The sequence below is a fragment of the Rhodoglobus galactosidasius genome, assembly GCF_054957775.1.
In genome coordinates this window covers 128,732-147,562 of the sequence record NZ_JBQIAV010000001.1, presented here as the reverse complement: position 1 = coordinate 147,562, position 18,831 = coordinate 128,732, and the positions used below count along the sequence as shown (strand labels likewise).

17 protein-coding genes are annotated in these 18,831 nt (G+C 60.6%); 10 read left to right on the top strand and 7 right to left on the bottom strand.

Annotation, left to right across the window (positions count from 1 at the left end; translation table 11 throughout):
• Nucleotides 1-192 precede the first annotated feature (192 nt).
• On the top strand, nt 193-1,695 hold the full coding sequence (guaB, locus tag ACTJJW_RS00755) for an IMP dehydrogenase (RefSeq protein WP_462642081.1): 1,503 nt from the start codon (nt 193-195) through the stop codon (nt 1,693-1,695).
• On the opposite strand, the gene ACTJJW_RS00750 is transcribed toward guaB, so the two are convergent.
• The 3 genes from ACTJJW_RS00750 to ACTJJW_RS00740 are packed head-to-tail and all read right to left on the bottom strand — an operon-like array spanning nt 1,692 to nt 4,079.
• Entirely contained in the window at nt 1,692-2,498 is an 807-nt protein-coding gene (locus ACTJJW_RS00750) for an ABC transporter permease subunit (protein WP_462642080.1), read from the bottom strand. The genes guaB and ACTJJW_RS00750 overlap by 4 nt on opposite strands.
• Nucleotides 2,488-3,408 carry an ABC transporter ATP-binding protein gene (locus ACTJJW_RS00745; protein WP_462642079.1) on the bottom strand — a complete coding sequence of 307 codons (921 nt, stop codon included), beginning with the start codon at nt 3,406-3,408 and terminating at the stop codon, nt 2,488-2,490. The genes ACTJJW_RS00750 and ACTJJW_RS00745 overlap by 11 nt, the downstream gene beginning before the upstream one ends.
• The gene (locus tag ACTJJW_RS00740; RefSeq protein WP_462642078.1) at nt 3,405-4,079 is read right to left on the bottom strand and encodes a TetR family transcriptional regulator; all 675 of its coding nucleotides are present in this window, start codon (nt 4,077-4,079) and stop codon (nt 3,405-3,407) included. Before ACTJJW_RS00740 ends, ACTJJW_RS00745 begins: the two co-directional genes overlap by 4 nt.
• Nucleotides 4,080-4,203: 124 nt before the next feature.
• On the opposite strand from ACTJJW_RS00740, the gene ACTJJW_RS00735 reads away from it, so the two are divergent.
• The 5 genes from ACTJJW_RS00735 to guaA all read left to right on the top strand — a co-directional run bounded on the left by ACTJJW_RS00735 (nt 4,204) and on the right by guaA (nt 9,994).
• Nucleotides 4,204-5,325, top strand: coding sequence for a GuaB3 family IMP dehydrogenase-related protein (locus ACTJJW_RS00735; protein ID WP_462642077.1), 1,122 nt, complete (start codon nt 4,204-4,206; stop codon nt 5,323-5,325).
• A 72-nt stretch (nt 5,326-5,397) separates the two neighbouring features.
• Nucleotides 5,398-7,125, top strand: coding sequence for a glycerol-3-phosphate dehydrogenase/oxidase (locus ACTJJW_RS00730; RefSeq protein ID WP_462642076.1), 1,728 nt, complete (start codon nt 5,398-5,400; stop codon nt 7,123-7,125).
• A complete protein-coding gene (locus ACTJJW_RS00725; RefSeq protein ID WP_462642075.1) occupies nt 7,122-7,916 on the top strand; it encodes an SURF1 family protein in 795 nt (264 codons plus the stop codon). Before ACTJJW_RS00730 ends, ACTJJW_RS00725 begins: the two co-directional genes overlap by 4 nt.
• A gap of 9 nt (nt 7,917-7,925) precedes the next feature.
• Nucleotides 7,926-8,384 carry a DUF3817 domain-containing protein gene (locus ACTJJW_RS00720; RefSeq protein ID WP_462642074.1) on the top strand — a complete coding sequence of 153 codons (459 nt, stop codon included), beginning with the start codon at nt 7,926-7,928 and terminating at the stop codon, nt 8,382-8,384.
• Nucleotides 8,381-9,994, top strand: a complete 1,614-nt coding sequence (gene guaA, locus ACTJJW_RS00715; RefSeq protein ID WP_462642073.1) for a glutamine-hydrolyzing GMP synthase — start codon at nt 8,381-8,383, stop codon at nt 9,992-9,994. Before ACTJJW_RS00720 ends, guaA begins: the two co-directional genes overlap by 4 nt.
• Nucleotides 9,995-10,072: 78 nt before the next feature.
• On the opposite strand, the gene ACTJJW_RS00710 is transcribed toward guaA, so the two are convergent.
• The 3 genes from ACTJJW_RS00710 to ACTJJW_RS00700 form a co-directional block, all read right to left on the bottom strand.
• Entirely contained in the window at nt 10,073-10,882 is an 810-nt protein-coding gene (locus ACTJJW_RS00710; RefSeq protein WP_462642072.1) for a Bax inhibitor-1/YccA family protein, read from the bottom strand.
• 78 nt (nt 10,883-10,960) lie between these two features.
• Nucleotides 10,961-11,470 carry a hypothetical protein gene (locus ACTJJW_RS00705; RefSeq protein WP_462642071.1) on the bottom strand — a complete coding sequence of 170 codons (510 nt, stop codon included), beginning with the start codon at nt 11,468-11,470 and terminating at the stop codon, nt 10,961-10,963.
• On the bottom strand, nt 11,460-11,780 hold the full coding sequence (locus ACTJJW_RS00700) for a DUF4190 domain-containing protein (RefSeq protein WP_462642070.1): 321 nt from the start codon (nt 11,778-11,780) through the stop codon (nt 11,460-11,462). Before ACTJJW_RS00700 ends, ACTJJW_RS00705 begins: the two co-directional genes overlap by 11 nt.
• A 45-nt stretch (nt 11,781-11,825) precedes the next feature.
• Between ACTJJW_RS00700 and ACTJJW_RS00695 the strand changes: the two genes are divergently transcribed.
• From ACTJJW_RS00695 to ACTJJW_RS00685, 3 genes are read left to right on the top strand one after another with little or no spacing between them, the layout of a single operon-like run.
• Nucleotides 11,826-12,827: a glycerophosphodiester phosphodiesterase family protein gene (locus ACTJJW_RS00695; RefSeq protein WP_462642069.1), complete on the top strand. Its 1,002-nt coding sequence runs from the start codon at nt 11,826-11,828 to the stop codon at nt 12,825-12,827.
• Between the two features lie 12 nt (nt 12,828-12,839).
• Nucleotides 12,840-15,242, top strand: a complete 2,403-nt coding sequence (locus ACTJJW_RS00690) for an ATP-dependent helicase (protein WP_462642068.1) — start codon at nt 12,840-12,842, stop codon at nt 15,240-15,242.
• Between the two features lie 28 nt (nt 15,243-15,270).
• Nucleotides 15,271-16,707 carry an RNB domain-containing ribonuclease gene (locus ACTJJW_RS00685; RefSeq protein ID WP_462642472.1) on the top strand — a complete coding sequence of 479 codons (1,437 nt, stop codon included), beginning with the start codon at nt 15,271-15,273 and terminating at the stop codon, nt 16,705-16,707.
• Here the strand turns inward: ACTJJW_RS00685 and ACTJJW_RS00680 are convergent.
• Entirely contained in the window at nt 16,704-17,471 is a 768-nt protein-coding gene (locus ACTJJW_RS00680) for an oxygenase MpaB family protein (RefSeq protein WP_462642067.1), read from the bottom strand. The genes ACTJJW_RS00685 and ACTJJW_RS00680 overlap by 4 nt on opposite strands.
• Before the next feature lie 189 nt (nt 17,472-17,660).
• Between ACTJJW_RS00680 and sucC the strand changes: the two genes are divergently transcribed.
• Complete coding sequence (gene sucC, locus ACTJJW_RS00675; protein WP_462642471.1) at nt 17,661-18,830, top strand: ADP-forming succinate--CoA ligase subunit beta; 1,170 nt, start codon at nt 17,661-17,663, stop codon at nt 18,828-18,830.
• The last annotated feature ends 1 nt before the right edge of the window (nt 18,831 follow it).

Genomic DNA, 18,831 nt, shown 5'->3' with positions numbered 1-18,831 from the left:
CGCGGGTTCTGATGTGTCGACGGCATTGACGACACTGGCCGATTGCGTCCGACATACAAGTGCTTGTCGGGTACAAAGCGGTGAAGCCATTATGCGGGGGAATGTTCAGGCAGGAAACCCGTTAATATTGATTGGCCGCAGATTTAACACAAGATCGCCGGTTTCACGCTCCTGGTGCGAGGAAGATTTAACATGGAACAGCCTGACCCTTTCGGTTTCGTCGGACTTACTTATGACGACGTGATGCTTTTGCCCGGTCATACTGATGTGATTCCGAGCGATGCTGACACGAGTTCACGTCTAACCCGCAGAATCCGGCTCTCTTCGCCCCTCATTTCGTCGGCGATGGACACGGTCACAGAGGCGAGAATGGCTATCGCAATGGCTCGAAATGGTGGTCTCGGCATACTGCACCGCAACCTCTCGATCGACGATCAGGCCGCTTTCGTCGACAAGGTAAAGCGCAGTGAGTCGGGCATGATTACCAATCCGGTAACAACTACGCAACAAGCGACTTTGGCCGAGGTCGATGCGCTGTGTGGCCAGTTCCGGATTTCCGGTGTTCCTGTCATCGAAGAAGACGGAACGCTCGTCGGAATCGTCACTAACCGTGACATGAGGTTCATTGAGCCAGAAGACATGGAGTCGACGCTGGTGCGCGACGTCATGACCGCTATGCCCCTCATCACTGCCTCCGTCGGCATCGAGCGCGAGGGTGCAATTGCTCTGCTCAACCAACACAAGATCGAGAAGCTGCCTCTCGTGGACGACAACGGCAAGCTCATCGGTCTCATCACCGTTAAAGACTTTGAGAAAACCGACCAGTACCCGAATGCCACTAAAGATGACGAAGGGCGACTGCGTGTAGGCGCGGCCATCGGATTCTTCGGTGATGCGTGGGAGCGCGCAGAGCGACTGCGCGACGCAGGTGTCGACGTGATCGTGGTTGACACAGCCAACGGCGAGTCCGCTGGAGTGATCGACATCGTTCTACGGCTCAAGGCAGACTCCTCGTTTGACGCGATCGACATCATCGGCGGCAACGTCGCTACCCGCACAGGTGCACAAGCGCTCATCGACGCTGGTGTGGATGCCGTCAAGGTCGGAGTTGGACCAGGATCGATCTGCACGACCCGCGTTGTTGCTGGTGTCGGAGTTCCCCAGGTGACTGCCGTGTACGAGGCGTCGCTTGCCGCCCGCGCAGCGGGGATTCCGGTCATCGCCGACGGTGGCCTTCAGTATTCTGGTGACATTGCCAAGGCGCTCGTCGCCGGTGCAGAGACCGTCATGCTTGGCTCGCTGCTTGCGGGAACAGACGAAAGCCCCGGCGACCTCATCTTCCTCAACGGCAAGCAGTTCAAGAGCTACCGCGGAATGGGTTCTCTCGGCGCTATGCAAACCCGAGGCAAGAAGACCTCATACTCCCGCGACCGCTACTTCCAGGCGGATGTTCCTTCGGACGAGCAACTGATCCCCGAAGGGATCGAAGGCCAGGTTCCCTATCGCGGCCCGGTCTCCACGGTGATGTACCAGCTGCTCGGCGGTCTACGGCAGTCGATGTTCTACACGGGTGCTCGCACTATCGAGGAGCTGCACCAGAAGGGCAAGTTCGTGCGGATCACCGCCGCCGGGCTGAAAGAATCGCACCCTCACGACATCCAGATGGTCGTTGAGGCACCCAACTACCGCCGCTAAGCGGAGATGTCTCTGCGGTTGAAGACGATTCCGCCGATGACAAGCACTAGTGCGGAGATACCGTAGACGAGGCCGAGTGCACCCCAGTCGGCTCCGTCACGCAGCGGCGAGTTTCCGAAAGCCCATTCGTAGGGCGAAAGCACGTGGAGCCATTCAACGTCGGCGCTCTGGTTGCCAAGCGAGTTGAACACGTAGCCCAGTACCGAGACACCGGCGGCGGCGATTGTTGCGAACGAACGTCGACCCGTGATGGCGCCCACTGCCAGGCCAAGGCTTGCCGAGAGGATCCCGAGCCCTAGCAGCGCCAGAACCCCAGCGACAATGTTCGATGGCTCGATGTCGATACCGGAGGAGTCGTTGAGCGCGAGAATCAGCAGCGCCGCGATGGCGGCAAGCCACAGCAGTCGCAACACTACGGAGAGGCTGCGTTCAACCATCACTTGTACTCGCGACACCCCGTGGGCAAGTGTCAGCTCAAGCGAACCGGCCTCTTCGTGTCCGGCAATTGCAGCCGAGCTCCAGACTGTGGCCGCAATCGTCATGAGAACAAACCCGATAAGACCAAGAACGGTGGCTTGAACGTAGCCGGCGCCACTCGAGAGGTCCTCGAAGCCGAGTGTGTTGGAGAACCCTTCAGGGAGTGAGTCGATCATCGATTGGAAGCCAGCATCCTCCCCGGCGAAGGACGAATACAGCGGGACATACATGAAGATCGCGCCGGCAAAGCCTGCAGTCCAACCAAGGAGTCCACGCCAGGACTCGGCAAGGCTGCGGCGGGTTAGGGGCAGAAAACTAGTTGTCATTGTGCGCCCCCGAAGAGTAGAGGTTGATTACCGACGACTCAAGATCCTGTTCCTCAACCCGGAGGTCGACGACGTGGAACGGTGCGATCGCCTTGACGAGTGAGTCGATGTGTCCCTTGATGGTGCCGGTGATGTGAACGATGTCTCCGTCCGTAACCGTGAGATCGTCCAGTTGCGGCAGCGTTTCGAGAGTGGTGCGGATGTTGTCGGCCGAGACATCCGTGAAGTCAACGATGACGCGGCGCACAGCACTCGCTCGCAGGGTCGCGACGTCGCCAACTTTCACGATCTTTCCGTTGCGTAGGACTGCGACTTGATCCGCTGCGGTCTGAATTTCACTGAGCACGTGCGAACTGAGGAACACGGTTTGCCCTTTGTGCTGGGCCTCGCGAACCATTGTCAGAAACTCTTGTTGCACGAGCGGGTCGAGTCCGCTTGTTGGCTCGTCGAGTACGAGCAGTGGCGGTTCATGCATGAACGATTGCACAAGGCCCAGCTTTTGCTTGTTGCCCTTGGAGAGTTTGCGCACGTGCCGCGTGAGGTCGAGCCCGAGGCGTTCGGCTAGTTCATCGATACGGCCCTCGGGCACGGGGCCACTGATGTCTGCGTAGTGCCGGAGTAGCGCGCGACTGGTTACTCGCCCCTCAAGCAGGAGTTCGCCGGGAAGGAAGCCGATTCGACGACGGAGTGATGCGCCGCCGGCTCGGGGAGATTCTCCCAGCACGGTGGCGGTGCCGGAGGTGGGCCGGATGATGTCGAGCAGCAGTCGCATGGCTGTTGTTTTGCCGGCACCATTGGGGCCGATCATGCCGAACACGCTGCCAGTCTCGACGGCGAGATCCATGCCGTCGAGCGCAGTGTGGCGGCCATAGCGTTTCGTGAGCGCTCTAGTTTCTATTGCGTAGGTCATGACGTGGGGCCGGAGCCCCGTCCCTTCTTGGAGTGATCCTTGCGTGCGTTGTGGGAGGATTCACGACTGGCGTCGAGCATGCTGCTGTCGAGGTAGAGGCCCTCGGTATAGATCTCAAGCGCGGCGTTGCCCATACGGCTCAAGCTTTCGAGGCTGAATCGACCGCTGCCGAGGGTGCGGGCGATGTGGCCTTGCAGAATGAGGGTGCCGAGACTGTGGGTGACGAGCAGTAGCGCTCGCGCGTGCGCGTCGGTGCTCGGCCGTATCTGCTGGCTAGTGACTCCAGCCTCGAGAATTCCAGTCGTCATGGTGACCATGCGATCGAAGAGTTCGGCGCCGGCGTTAGGATCGTCGGTGAACAGTCGGCTCAGGTAGTTGAGCCACGGTTGGTAGGCATCGATGTCTGAGTACCACTCGTTGAGGGTCGCAGCGATGTCGCTCTCGCCCATCCCCGCTTTGAGACGGGTGACTTCGGTGATGATGAAGTCGTCGCACGCAGTCTTGAGCTCGCGCATGCTCCCGAAATGGTGGATGACGAGGCCGGCGCTTACTGCGGCTTCAGCGGCCACGGCACGTGCGCTCGTCGCGGCGAATCCTTTCTGCCCGATGAGCAGGATCGCGGCGTCGCGGATTCGGGCCTTTGTGGTGGAATCATCCGATATTGAACGCATGTTTAATAAATTAAACGTTTGTTTAATCACTGTCAATGACGTGGGCCTATGGCCGACGGCGCGAAAGTCGGTCGGTTGCGCACTGCACGGGCATAGCCAATCGCCAGCCGGGTAGGCTGGAGCAGTGAATGATTTCGAAATTGGCCGGGCCAAGCGCGCTCGCCGCGTCTATTCCTTTGATGACATTGCGATCGTGCCTTCGCGCCGCACGCGAGACCCGCGCGACGTGTCGGTGAGTTGGACGATTGACGCGTATACCTTCGACATCCCCGTCATCGCCGCTCCCATGGACTCCGTGGTTTCACCAGCGACCGCGATCGCGATGGGCAAGCTCGGCGGACTTGGCGTGCTCGACCTCGAAGGTCTCTGGACTCGCTACGAGAACCCCGAGCCCGTGCTCGAAGAAATTTGTCGGCTCCCCGCCGATCAGGCGACCGCGCGCATGCAGCAGTTGTACTCCGAGCCGATCAAACCCGAGCTTGTGACTCAACGGCTTGCCGAGATCCGCGAAGCCGGAGTGCCCGTCGCAGGCGCGCTCAGCCCGCAGCGCACGAAAGAACTCCACCAGACCGTGCTTGATGCTGGGGTCGACCTCTTCGTCATCCGTGGCACCACAGTCAGCGCTGAGCACGTTTCCAAGGCCAGCGAACCCCTCAACCTTAAAGAGTTCATCTACGAGCTCGACGTACCCGTAATCGTCGGAGGCGCCGCAACTTACACAGCAGCGCTGCACCTCATGCGCACCGGGGCCGCAGGCGTGCTCGTTGGCTTTGGCGGAGGAGCCTCAAGCACCACACGCAGCGCTCTCGGCATTCATGCCCCGATGGCAACCGCCGTTGCTGATGTTGCTGGCGCTCGCCGCGACTATATGGACGAATCTGGTGGACGCTACGTTCACGTGATCGCCGATGGCGGCCTCGGCACGAGTGGTGACATTGTGAAAGCAATCTCCGTTGGCGCAGATGCCGTAATGCTCGGTAGCGCTCTTGCTCGTGCAACCGAAGCTCCCGGCGGAGGCTGGCACTGGGGCCAAGAAGCGCACCACTCTGAGCTTCCCCGTGGCAACCGTGTCGAGGTTGGGCAACTTGCTCCGCTCGCCGAGATTCTCAACGGACCCTCGTCGCACGCGAACGGCCAGTCGAATCTCATCGGTGCGCTGCGTCGCTCGATGGCGACAACTGGTTACTCCGACCTGAAAGAGTTCCAACGGGTCGACGTAGTCGTCGCTCCCTACAACACGCTGTAACTGACTGGCAGAGCGGCTCTCAGGAAGAGCAGTTCGCAGGTAGAGATCAGCCGCACACTGGAGGATTTGTCCATGGCTAAGCCCCAATCGATACCCCAGACAGCAGCGCTGAGCGCCGAACAGCGTGCCGGCGCAATCGCGGCCCTGCGTGACACCGAACTCGACATCCTCGTAATCGGTGGCGGTATCGTCGGCACGGGCAGTGCGTTGGACGCTGCAACGCGCGGCCTCAACGTCGGAATGGTTGAGGCGCGTGACTGGGCCTCGGGCACGTCGAGCCGGTCATCCAAATTGGTGCACGGTGGCATTCGCTACTTGGAGCAACTCAATTTTCGCCTAGTGCGCGAAGCTCTCAAGGAACGTGGACTGCTCTTGCAGCGCATTGCCCCGCATCTGGTGCGGCCCGTTCAATTTCTATACCCAGTGACGAAACCGATTTTTGAACGGCTATATATCGGTGCGGGAATGTTGTTGTATGACCTTCTCAGCTATTCGGGTGGGCGACCCCCCGGGGTGCCGCATCACCGTCATTTGACCCGCGGACAGATGTTGCGCGCCGCACCGAGTTTGCGCGCTGACGCCTTCCGGGGTGGCCTCACCTATTACGATGCGCAGGTCGATGATGCGCGCTACGTATCGACTCTTGCGCGCACCGCGAGCTTCTATGGCGCCCACGTGGCGAACCGGGTTCGGGTCGAGGACTTCGTGAAGGTTGGAGAGCGCGTCGTCGGGGTGATGGCTCACGATCTCGAGACCGGTGAAAAATTTGAGATTCGGGCCAAGCAGGTCGTGAATGCGACTGGAGTATGGACCGACGATACTCAGGCCATGGTTGGCGAACGCGGACAATTCAGGGTGCGGGCGTCGAAGGGTGTTCACCTGGTTGTGCCTCGCGATCGCTTCCAGTCGAAGCTTGGGCTGCTGTTGCGCACCGAGAAGAGTGTGCTGTTCGTGATCCCGTGGGGCCGACACTGGCTTATTGGCACGACAGATACCGACTGGGAACTCGACAAGGCTCACCCCGCTGCCACCGCAGCAGACATCGACTATTTGCTCGAACGTGTCAACAAAGTACTCGCTGTGCCGCTCACGCGCGACGACGTTGAGGGCGTATTCGCGGGGCTACGTCCGTTGCTCGCGGGGGAGTCTGACCTCACCTCCAAGCTCAGTCGCGAACACATCGTCGCTCACAGCGTGCCCGGTTTGGTTGTCGTTGCCGGCGGCAAGTGGACGACCTACCGCATCATGGCGAAGGACGCGGTAGACGCCGCAGTGGACGCTCTCGACGGTAAGATCTCGCCGAGCATCACCGAAGATGTCGCACTGCTCGGTGCTGAGGGATACCGTGTCGCGTGGAACAAGCGCGCGACACTCGCGCGCACCTTTGGCTTGCACCGGTCCCGGGTCGAACACCTGCTGAATCGCTACGGTGTGCTCGCTTCTGAAGTGCTCGGACTCGTTCGCAGCAATCCACAACTCGCTGAGGCTCTGCCAGGCGCGGATGACTACATTGCGGCCGAAGTCGTCTATGCGGCTAGCCACGAGGGCGCCCTTCACTTGGATGATGTCTTGGCCCGCCGCACTCGTATATCGATTGAGGCATGGGATCGTGGCGTCTCAGCCGCGCCTGTCGCGGCAGAGCTAATGGCCGGGGTTTTGGGGTGGGATGAGGCACGCACTGCCACCGAAGTCGAGCGCTATCTTCAGCGGGTTGAAGCCGAGATCGCTAGCCAGAAGCAGCCCGATGATGAGTCGGCTGACAGGGTTCGCCTCGAAGCACCAGATATCGTTAACGAGTGAGTACGACGGTTTCTTCGCCAGCGGCGCCGGCAATACCGGCAACAATGTGGCAGATCGCACGACGACCACGCTGGATCGGCGCCCTCATCCTGGCACTCGCTATCGCGTCGAGCTTCGCTGCCCTCGGTCAGTGGCAATTGAGTCGCAGCCTTGAAGGCGGCGAGATCACCGAGCAACAGAGTGAAACAGTTGTCGCGCTCGACTCGGTTGCGACCGCACAGGAGCCTCTCGCCTCGGTAACCACCGGACAGTCGGTGAGCTTCAGCGCGGAACTCGTTCCCGGCGACTATGTCGTGCTCGCCGAACGCCGCAACACCGCTGGGATGGGCTACTGGGTTGTCGGCCATGGCCTGGAGCCCAGCGGGGCAAGCATCGCTATTGCACTCGGGTGGGCGTCGTCGGCAGATGTTGCGGCATCCGCCGTTGCTCAGCTTGAAGCCTCACCACCGACCTCGACCATCACCGGTCGCCTGCTGCCAACCGAGTCGGCGCAAGTGTCCGATTTCGAATCGGGAGTCCGCAGCGCCCTCGCGGTCTCGGAGCTCGTGAACCTGTGGCAAGAAGTTCCTGCAGGAACCTATGGGGGTTACGTCGTGAACTTCGACCCGCCAGCGGGCCTCGAAGCAATCGATTCGCCACCGCCAATTACGGAAGTTTCGCTCAATCTGCTCAACGTGTTTTACGCAGTGGAGTGGGTCGTCTTTGCTGGCTTCGCGGTCTTCCTCTGGTATCGCCTTGTGCGGGATGTGTGGGAAGAGGAGCGCGAAGGTGTGGAACCTTTGCGGCCGTAGACTAGAGCCATGGCTCTCGGTCCCCGGATTTCTGATTTCCCGCGCATTCGTCGCACTCTCTCGTTCTACAAGGTGTCATCGATCATCACCGGCAGCTTCCTGCTCGTGCTCGTGCTCATGATGTTTTTCCGTTATGGGCTCGGCGGCGACATTGAGCTGAACGGCCCGGCCGGTTTCCTCACGTTGACGCCGAAAGAGCTGGTGCAGGGCATCAACGTCTCGACTATCATCCTGATGGTGCACGGCTGGCTCTACGTCTTTTACGTCGCAGCCGACTTCGTGCTCTGGCGCTTGACGCGCTTCTCATTCTTGCGGTTCTTGTACATCGCTCTCGGTGGTGTCATCCCGTTGCTGTCGTTCTTCTTGGAGCGCCAGGTTCCTCGTTTCGTTGAAGCGAAACTTGCCCGTATTGAATCCGCTGCAGCCGTGAAAGCGGCGGGCGCCGACTCCGCAAAGGCTTCCGCATGACCGATTCCACGGCCACGGCCACGGCCACGGCCGCTTCCGCAGACACGAACGCTCGTCCCGTTCTCGTTGTCGACTTTGGCGCTCAGTATGCACAGCTCATCGCGCGTCGCGTGCGTGAGGCAAACGTGTACAGCGAGATTGTTCCTCACACCATTACCGCTGAGGAGATCGCCGCGAAGAATCCCGCGGGCATCGTTCTGAGTGGTGGCCCGTCGAGTGTCTACGAGCCCGGTTCGCCTGACCTCGACCCCGGCATCCTTCAGTTGGGCATCCCGGTTTTCGGCATTTGCTACGGCTTTCAGGTAATGGCCAGTCAGCTCGGGGGCACCGTCTCCAAGACGGGGCTGCGCGAGTATGGCGCGACCGACATGACCGTGCAGGGTGATGGTGGTTCGCTGTTGGGCAAGCAACCGATCAACCAGACGGTGTGGATGAGTCACGGCGATGCTGTTACCGAAGCCCCTGAGGGCTTTGTTGTTCTGGCGAGCAGTGAGGCCACTCCGGTCGCTGCGTTTGCCAGCACTGAACGTGGGCTTTACGGAGTGCAGTGGCACCCCGAGGTGAAGCACTCCGAGTTCGGTCAGAGTGTGCTCGAGAACTTCTTGCACGATGCTGCAGGAATTCCGGCCGACTGGAACAGCGGCAACGTTATTACTGAACAGGTTGCCCGCATCCGCGAGCAGGTTGGTTCGGCCCGCGTTATCTGTGGTCTTTCGGGTGGAGTCGACTCGGCCGTGGCTGCCGCAATTGTGCACGAGGCCGTTGGCGATCAGCTCGTCTGCATCTTCGTTGACCACGGTCTGCTTCGTCAGGATGAGCGCCGTCAGGTTGAAGAAGATTACGTGGCTTCGACAGGTGTTCGTCTTGTCACCGTCGATGCTGTTGACCAGTTCATGGATGCTCTCGCCGGAGTCACTGACCCCGAAACGAAGCGCAAGATCATCGGCCGCGAGTTCATTCGCAGCTTCGAGAACGCCGCTGAGGCGCTCGTGCTCGAGACTCAGGGCAGTGAAGACACGGTGAAGTTCCTCGTGCAGGGCACCCTGTACCCGGATGTTGTCGAAAGTGGCGGAGGAACCGGCACCGCCAACATCAAGAGTCACCACAACGTTGGCGGGCTCCCCGAAGACTTGCAGTTCGACCTCGTCGAGCCACTGCGCACCCTGTTCAAGGATGAAGTACGTGCGATTGGCCGCGAGCTGGGATTGCCCGAAGTTATTGTCGGCCGCCAGCCGTTCCCTGGGCCCGGCCTCGGCATCCGGATCATCGGTGAGGTCACGTTCGATCGTCTCGAACTGCTGCGCAAGGCGGATGCAATTGCTCGCGCCGAACTCACCGCAGCCGGTCTCGATGACACGATCTGGCAGTGCCCCGTAGTGCTCCTCGCCGACGTGCGTTCGGTGGGAGTGCAGGGCGATGGCCGCACCTACGGTCACCCGATCGTTTTGCGCCCTGTGTCATCCGAGGATGCGATGACCGCCGACTGGACGCGCCTGCCGTATGACGTGCTCGCGAAGATCTCGAACCGCATCACCAATGAGGTGGACGGCGTGAACCGCGTTGTGCTCGACGTCACGTCGAAGCCACCGGGAACTATTGAGTGGGAATAGCTCGTTAAAGCGAAAGCTCCCGCCACTCGGCTACTGCCGGAGTGGCGGGAGCTTTCTGCGTTTATAGGACTGGGCTAGTTAGTCGCGGATGATTGCGAACATGCGCAGCAGTTCGAGGTACAGCCAGATGACGGTGACCATGATACCGAAGGCACCCTTCCACCCAAATACGCGAGGTGCGCCGTTAGCGGCACCCTTCTGGATGAAGTCGAAGTCGAGCACGAGCGAGTACGCCGCCATGATGACGACGAGAACACCGAGAACAACTCCGAAGGGGATGCCGAGGAACGGAATCTCGGCGCTGCGGAGCCCGAAGGCGTCGTCGGTCGCGCCAGTGAGTATCATGACGAAGTTCACGAGCGAGAACACGACGTAGCCGACCATCGCGATCATGAAGACCTTGGTGGCTTTCTTGGAGGCGCGAATCTTGCCGCTTGCGAAGAGCGCGAGAGTGACCCCGACGACGACGATTGTCGCGATGACCGCCTGCGCAACGACGCCGCCATAGGCGTTCTCGAAGAAGCGCGAGATGCCACCAACAAAGACACCTTCAACGGCGGAGTACGCCAAAACGAGAGCACCAGAGGGCTGCTTCTTGAAGATGTTGACGAGGGCGAGCACGAAACCGATGATTCCGGCGCCGATCCACAGGAACGGCATTGACGGGGCGATCACCCAGCTAATTGCTGCGCCGATGAGCAGAAGCGCGAAAGCGCCGACGGTCTTGGCGATGGTGTCTTCAACCGTCATGACGTCGCCCGATGCGGGAGTCGACTCACGGCTGTACATGTCGTTGAGTTGCTGGTTCGAGACCTGGTTCGCTACGGCGATTCCGCCGCGCGAGCTAAACGCAGCATCGCGGGAGAAAGCGGGGTTATTGAGTGCCATGATTCCTCTGTTTGGTGTGGCGCCACACGTTAATGACGCACGTCAAAACTACCGGAGTTCGCTGAGAATTGCCGGATTTTAGCGTCGGGATGCTGCGCTGTGAGCGATCGCCCGTGCAAGCCAAGCGGCCGCCACCAGTACGACCGCTGAGATAGCGAGCGCTTCGGGCATCGAGGAGTATTCCTGAAAGAACCGCGGGAGGATGATTCCGTTGGTGATCGGCAACGCGAGCGCGAGATAAGAAATGGGCGGTCGGTGTCGCACGATAAGCCAGGCGAGCAGTGGAATGCTCAGCGTCCACATCGACATCGGGCCGGTGAGCATGATCCAGATCTGGCTAATGGTGGGCAGCACTACGATCATCCGTCGCCAACCTCGGGCGGGCATGATCGACCACCCAACAGCCGTCGATGTGGTGCCGATGAGCAAAATGATCAGCGTGTAGTTATTGGCGCCTTGAAGGTGCATCGCCCCGGCGATGATCAAGACAAGGCCAGCAAAGTAGCGGTCGTTGTAGTGACCCCACTTCAGCGGGAGATGTCGCGCCGGCTCCCAACGGCGGGCGAGCGCCGTTGTACTAGCGGCCATTGGTGAGGAGAGAATACAGCACAATGCTCCAGACCACGAGCCATACGTAGCCAAGAACTGTCGCGATTCGAGCCATGAGCAGCCCGCGTTCGCCGGTTTCTTTGATTTGTTGTATCGCCACGTGACCGAAGATCAGCGCGGGAGCCCCAGTGATCGCAGCCAACGCGAGGGCGATGATCGCCATCGGGTTCGTACGAGGGGCCGCCAGCGGGGCCGGGCGCGTCGCATCCGCCGAGGTGGGTTCACCGCAATAGACGCAGAATTTCCACTCCGGCTGCACTGGGGCCGCGCACGACGCGCATTCGGGCATACCCAAATATTAGTCGCAGCCGAACTTCGGCATATTCTTGACTCGATGAGCACCACCACCAGCCCGCTTGTGATCGGGCATCGCGGAGCCAGCGGCTACCGCCCAGAGCACACCAACGCTGCCTACGATCTCGCGTTCGCTCTCGGGGCGGATGCCGTAGAACCCGACATTGTCGCGACCCGTGACGGCGTGCTTGTGCTGCGCCACGAGAACGAAATCTCGGGCACGACCAACGTCGCCGATCATCCCGAATTTGCGGATCGTCGTACCTCCAAGACAATCGACGGCACCGTGATGACGGGGTGGTTCACCGAAGACTTCACGTGGGCTGAACTGGCCACGCTGCGCGCCCGCGAACGACTGCCAGAAGTGCGCAAAGACAACACCGCGTTCAACGACAGCGAACCGATTCTGCGGCTCAGCGATCTGCTCGAGATCGTGGACCAGCATCCCGAGGCACAGCGACGCACCCTCCAAGTCGTGGCTGAGATCAAGCATGCGAGCTACTTCGAGTCGATCGGCTTGCCGCTCGACGAGCTCTTCGCCAGAGAGGTGAGCGGCTGGGCGACAGCCGACAACCTCATCATCGAATCGTTTGAACAGAGTGTCTTGCACCGCATCCGGAATCGTGGCATCCCCGGCAAGTTGGTGTTCTTGCTCGAAAGTAACGGAGCACCCTCGGATCTGGTTGCGCGATTCGGCGCCCAGGCGCGCAACTATGCAGAGCATCTGAGCGAGGAAGGGCTTGCCCAGCTTGCGCACGAAGTCGACGGAATCAGTGTCGACAAGAAGATGCTCATGGTCAAAGACTTACCGGGCAATCTCACCGGCACCAACGATCTGGTGTCCAGAGCGCACGCTGCAGGGTTGTTGGTGTTCTGTTGGACGTTGCGGGCCGAGAATCGTTTCTTGCCTAAGAACCTGCGCTCGAGCAAACAGCCCGAGCAGTTCGGCGATTGGCTTGGCGAGTTTCGCACGCTCATGGATTCCGGTCTCGATGGAGTATTTGCCGACCAACCCGACCTCGCCGTCACCGCGCGCGGGTAGAGTCGAGAGGCCATGACGACAGTTTTTGACCCCTCTGACCCTGGCCGTTCTGCCGACGGCGATTCCGTTCGCGACCCCCTGCTCGACGGGCTCAACCCTCGTCAACGCGAGGCCGTGGAATACCGTGGCCCATCGCTGCTGATTGTGGCCGGTGCAGGATCGGGCAAGACGAGCGTTCTCACTCGTCGAATCGCGGGGCTGCTGCGCTCGAGGGAGGCCTGGCCGAGCCAGATTCTCGCCATCACGTTCACCAATAAGGCCGCAGCCGAAATGCGCGAACGGGTTGGCGCCATTGTGGGCAACACCGCCGAGGGAATGTGGATCTCCACGTTCCATTCCGCGTGCGTGCGCATTCTTCGTCGCGAAGCAGAAGCGTTCGGCTTCTCCAAAAACTTCACCATCTATGACTCCGCCGACAGCAAAGCGCTGCTCAAGCGAATTCTTAAAGAGCTCGACGCCGACATGTACGGGTTGACCGTCAGCAAGGCAGCAAACCGCATTTCACAGCTCAAGAACGAGCTAACCGACGTAGACGGTTTTGCTCGGGATGCCAATCTCAGCGACCCAGCGGAGAAGAAGTTCCTTGAAGTTTTCCGTCGCTACACGCGCGGACTCAGCGACGCCAACGCCTTCGACTTTGATGACCTCATCGGCCAAACGGTGTACCTGTTCCGCGCCTTCCCGCAGATCGCGGCCACCTACCAGCGCCGCTTCAAGCACATCCTTGTCGATGAGTACCAGGACACTAACCACGCTCAGTACTCGCTGATCCGTGAACTGACGAGGCCGCCGGCTCCCGAGCAGTTCGAATCGTCGCAGGGCATGCTCGTGCAGGGCAGCAGCACCGAAGCAGAGGCCGCGTCGCTGACCGTTGTTGGTGACAGCGACCAGTCCATTTATGCGTTCCGCGGAGCCGACATCCGCAACATCGTTGAATTCGAGCGAGACTTTCCCCGCTCGACAGTGATTCTTCTCGAACAGAATTACCGCTCGACGCAGACGATTTTGGATGCCGCCAACGCGGTGATTTCGAACAACTTTGATCGCAAAGACAAGAAGCTGTTCACGACGATCGGTGTTGGCGACAAGATCGTCGGCTTCACCGGGTACTCGGGGCACGACGAAGCGCAGTTTATTGCGGATGAGGTTCAGAAGCTTCATGACGAGGGCGTCGCGTATAAAGACGTTGCCGTCTTCTATCGCACCAACTCGCAGACCCGTGCCCTTGAAGAGATTTTCATTCGCGCGGCTCTCCCGTATCGGGTGCTTGGCGGAACAAAGTTCTACGAGCGCGCAGAGATCAAAGATGCCTTTGGCTACCTGATTGCGGTCGCCAACCCGGCGGATCCTCTGGCTTTGCGTCGCATCATGAACACCCCTAAGCGCGGCATCGGCCCGGCAACTGAGTCGGCGCTGCAGGCGTGGGCGGATGACCGTGGAGTGACCTTGCGCGACGCGATGCGCAACGCAGCCGAGCTTGGCCTCGGCCCCAAGGTCACCAAGGCGATCGTTGATCTTGCCCGCTTGCTTGATGAAGTGATGGCGAAGGTGGAGACCGCGAAGCCCGCTGACATTCTGAGCGAATTGTTGGAGCGCTCGGGTTACGTGCGCACGCTGCGGGCGTCACTCGATCCGCAAGATGAGGCTCGTGCCGAAAACGTTGATGAACTCGTTGCCGTCACGAAGGAGTTCGGCAAGAACAATCCAGACGGCACCCTGCTCGACTTCCTCACTGAGGTATCTCTCGTAGCTGCGGCCGATGATTTGGATGACTCGAGCGGCACCGTTTCACTCATGACGCTGCACACGGCTAAGGGCCTCGAATACGATTCGGTGTTCGTGACCGGTGTTGAAGAAGATCTGCTTCCGCACCGCATGTCGGCGAATGAGCCTGGTGGGCCGGCCGAAGAGCGTCGACTTTTCTATGTGGGAATCACGCGTGCTCGCAAACGACTGTTCCTTTCCCTGGCGATGACTCGTGCCCAGTTTGGCGAGGTCAATGTGGCAATGCCGAGCCGTTTTTTGCAAGAAATTCCGGCAGATCTTATTGAGTGGAAGCAGTCTCCGGGCATGTCCAACTCGCGTGGCGGCCCACAGTCTCGTTCGCTCAATGCACGCCGTGGCAGTGGTGGCGGTGGCTCGTGGGCCGGTTCGCTGCGCGAGGCAGCGTCGGGCGGTTTGCCTCCCGCTCCACCGCGCGCGAAGACCGAATGGGCCAATGCGATCACGGCAACGGTTCGCGACAATGGTGATCTCACGCTGGCGGCGGGCGACCGCATCCGTCACACTGACTTTGGTGATGGCACTGTGAATCAGGTGAGCGGTAACGGCCCCAAGAGCATCGCCGACGTTCAATTCGATACCGCCGGACGGAAGCGTCTGCTGATCAAGATTGCTCCCATTGAGAAACTTTGATTCTGAAAGCCATGACCAGTCGGGCATTATCGCGCACGGAGAAGTGCGGCTTGTAGTTCCGCGCGTTCGTCCGCTCGACACCGATGATGAGCTCGCCGCAGCGCTCGTGCAGGTGCGTGTAGACCTCAAGCTGCCCACCAAGTTCAGTGCTGAGGTTGAGGAAGCGGCTGACGCTGCAGTTGCTGCCTATGAGCCACCCGAGCTTGATCTCACCGACATCCCGTTCGCGACGATCGACCCTGAGGGGGCAACCGACCTCGACCAGGCTCTCTATCTGGAGCGCACCGGCGCGACGCTGCGCGTGATGTACGCAATTGCCGAAGTTCCCGCATTTGTGTGGCCCGGTTTAGCCGTCGATGCGGAGGCTCGCAAACGTGGGCAGACGCTGTATGCGCCCGGTGGTCGAGTTCCGCTGCACCCCACTGTGATCAGCGAAGATGCCGCATCATTGCTCGCCGGTGCCACCCGACCAGCCTTCGTGTGGACCTTTGACTTGGATGCCACGGGTGCGGTCACCGCGACGACTCTCGTGCGTGCCCAAGTGCGCAACCGTCGCCAGTATGACTACGTCGAAGTGCAGGATTTGCTCGATAACGAGCTGGCAGACGAGTCGCTGTCGTTGCTGCCCGAATTTGGCCGTTTGCGTGCCGAGTTGGAGCGCCAACGAGGGGGCGCAAGCCTCAATCGTCCCGACGAAGAAGTGGTGCTCGTCGACGGCACCTACGTGCTCGAGCGTCGCAGCCCACTGCCGGTTGAGCAGTACAACGCGCACGTGTCACTCATGACGGGCATGGAGGCCGCGCGCATCATGCTCGAAGGCAATGTGGGCATCCTGCGTACGATGCCGGCGCCCGATCCTGAGACGCTGGGTGACTTCCGGCGCCAGGTTGCGAGTCTTGGATGCCCGTGGCCCGAGAACCAGAACTATGGCGAGTATTTGCGTGCCCTCGACCACAGTGACCCTCGCGCTCTCGCCGCGATTCACGCCGCCACGTCACTGTTTAGGGGAGCCGCGTACACCGTGTTCGACGGCGAGCACCCTGAAGACACCATTCAGGCTGCCGTTGCTGCACCCTACGCTCACGCCACCGCTCCACTGCGCCGCCTCGTTGATCGTTTTGTGCTCGTAGCGTGCGAGGCGATCATCTCGGGGCGTGGTGTGCCGAAGTGGGTGCGCGAGGCCCTGCCAGAGCTGCCCAAGATTATGGCGCGCACGAGCTCCTTTGCCTCGCAACTGGATCGCTCCTCGGTCAATGCGATTGAGGCAGCACTCTTGAGCGCGCGAGTGGGCGACGAGTTTGACGCAACAGTGGTTTCTGAGCGCGCTGATGGTGGCGTCATCCAGATTGCTGAGCCCGTAATCACCGCCAGAATCACTGGCAAAGTTTCGGCGGGAGACACTGTGCGCGCCCGCCTTGTGGCGGCCGAAATCGCTACCGGAACGGTCGAGTTCGTTCTCGCCTAGTGGCCGTGGTGCCTGCGGAAAGACGCGAGATACCGGCGTTGCGCCGCAAACCGCACCCACCGTGGCAGCCGAGGGTAGATCGCGCGGGTGACCCGCATGATCCGGTCGAAACGTTTCTGGTTGTGGCGGAGCCCGTAGGCGGCGCGAAGTTCTTCGCTGAGCAATCCTGCAGTCAGCACACGTACGAGCGGCATTGCTGGCCGTAACCACCAGGGCCCGCCGGTCGGATGCAGCAGCTGCTGGGCAACTCGTTGGCTCGCGTTTGTGACGCTCAACCCGGCCACGCTTTCGTTCCAGTACTGGCCAAACGCCGCCCGATCTGCGGGCCATAGCGCGCGGGGAACGCCCAGCGCCGTCGCAATCACCGCGTAGTCGGCAAGCAGGGCTTCGGCGTCCACGTCTCGCAGTGGGCCGAAAACGAGCTCCCGCACGCGCATCGCAGTGTCATAGAGAGTCGCCGCGACCCATAACTGCAGTTGCGGGTCGCGTGCGTTGTAGCGATCTGAGCGCACCGGTTGATGTGCTGCGCCCACGCGCCGGGCGACCTCCGCAGCCTCGACCGGAGTGCCGTACACCGTGACGTACAGGTAGGTGAGGGTGCCGTGGAGGCGATCCAAGGGGCGTCGCGCAAAGTCACTGTGCTCAGACACGGCATGCCCAACAGCAGGGTGCGCGATCTGCAACAGAATGGCTGCGCCGCCGCCAGCCAACAGAGCAACGTCGGCAGAGACATCCGCGATTCTGAGAGGGCTGGTGTCAGTCACTTGGCCAGTTTAGGAGCCGCCAAGCACAAGATTCGCCGATCTTTCGCCCTCTGCAGCCCTCTATCGGAAAACACCCAACGTCAGGCACGGTAAGCTTTTCCATTGGCGTGCGTCTCTAGGGGCCGACCAATTTGGTACCGTTTCGCCGCCTTCCCCACTCACCATTACGCGCGGATTGGAATGAGCAGCGTGGATCTATTTGAGTACCAGGCCAGGGACGTATTTGAGTCCTATGGCGTTCCAGTACTTGCCGGCCTGATTGCCGACACACCAGAAGAAGCCAAAGCGGCAGCCGAGAAAATCGGTGGAACCGTTGTTGTAAAGGCTCAAGTCAAGTCCGGCGGTCGCGGCAAAGCAGGTGGTGTCAAGGTTGTTCACAACGCCGACGACGCCTACGCCGCTGCTGAGCAGATCCTCGGCCTCGACATCAACGGCCACACGGTCAAGCGAGTAATGATTGCTGCCGGTGCCCGCATCGCGCAAGAGTTCTACTTCTCCGTGCTGCTCGACCGAGCCAACCGCTCCTACCTTTCGCTGTGCAGCGTTGAGGGTGGAGTCGAGATCGAGGTGCTTGCTGTTGAGCGCCCCGAAGCTCTCGCCAAGATCGAGATCAACCCGATGACGGGTATCGACCTCGCCAAGGCAACCGAGATCGCCAAGGCTGCCAAGTTCCCGGTAGAGCTCGTCGACAAGGTTGCTCCCGTCTTCGTGAAGCTCTATGAGGTTTATAAGGGCGAAGACGCAACACTCGTTGAGGTCAACCCACTCGTACTCACCGAAGACGGCCAGATTCTGGCTCTCGATGGCAAGGTTTCACTCGACGAGAACGCTGACTTCCGGCACCCCAAGCACGCGTCCCTTGAAGACGCAGCCGCGGCTGATCCGCTTGAGGCGAAGGCGAAGGCAAACGGCCTCAACTATGTCAAGCTCGACGGAGAAGTTGGTGTCATCGGAAACGGTGCTGGCCTCGTCATGTCGACGCTGGATGTTGTTGCTTACGCTGGTGAAGATCACGGCAACGTGAAGCCAGCCAACTTCCTCGACATCGGTGGCGGAGCATCCGCAGAGGTTATGGCTGCCGGTCTCGATGTCATTCTCAATGACCCACAGGTCAAGAGCGTGTTCGTGAACGTCTTCGGTGGAATCACCGCGTGTGACGCTGTCGCTAAGGGAATTGTGGGTGCGCTCGCAGAACTCGGCAGTGCAGCCAACAAGCCACTCGTTGTTCGTCTCGACGGCAACAAGGTCGAGGAGGGTCGCGCGATTCTTGCTGAAGCGAACCACCCCCTCGTGACGCTAGCCGCATCTATGGACGAGGGCGCCGCCAAGGCCGCCGAACTCGCCAACGCCGCGAAGTAAG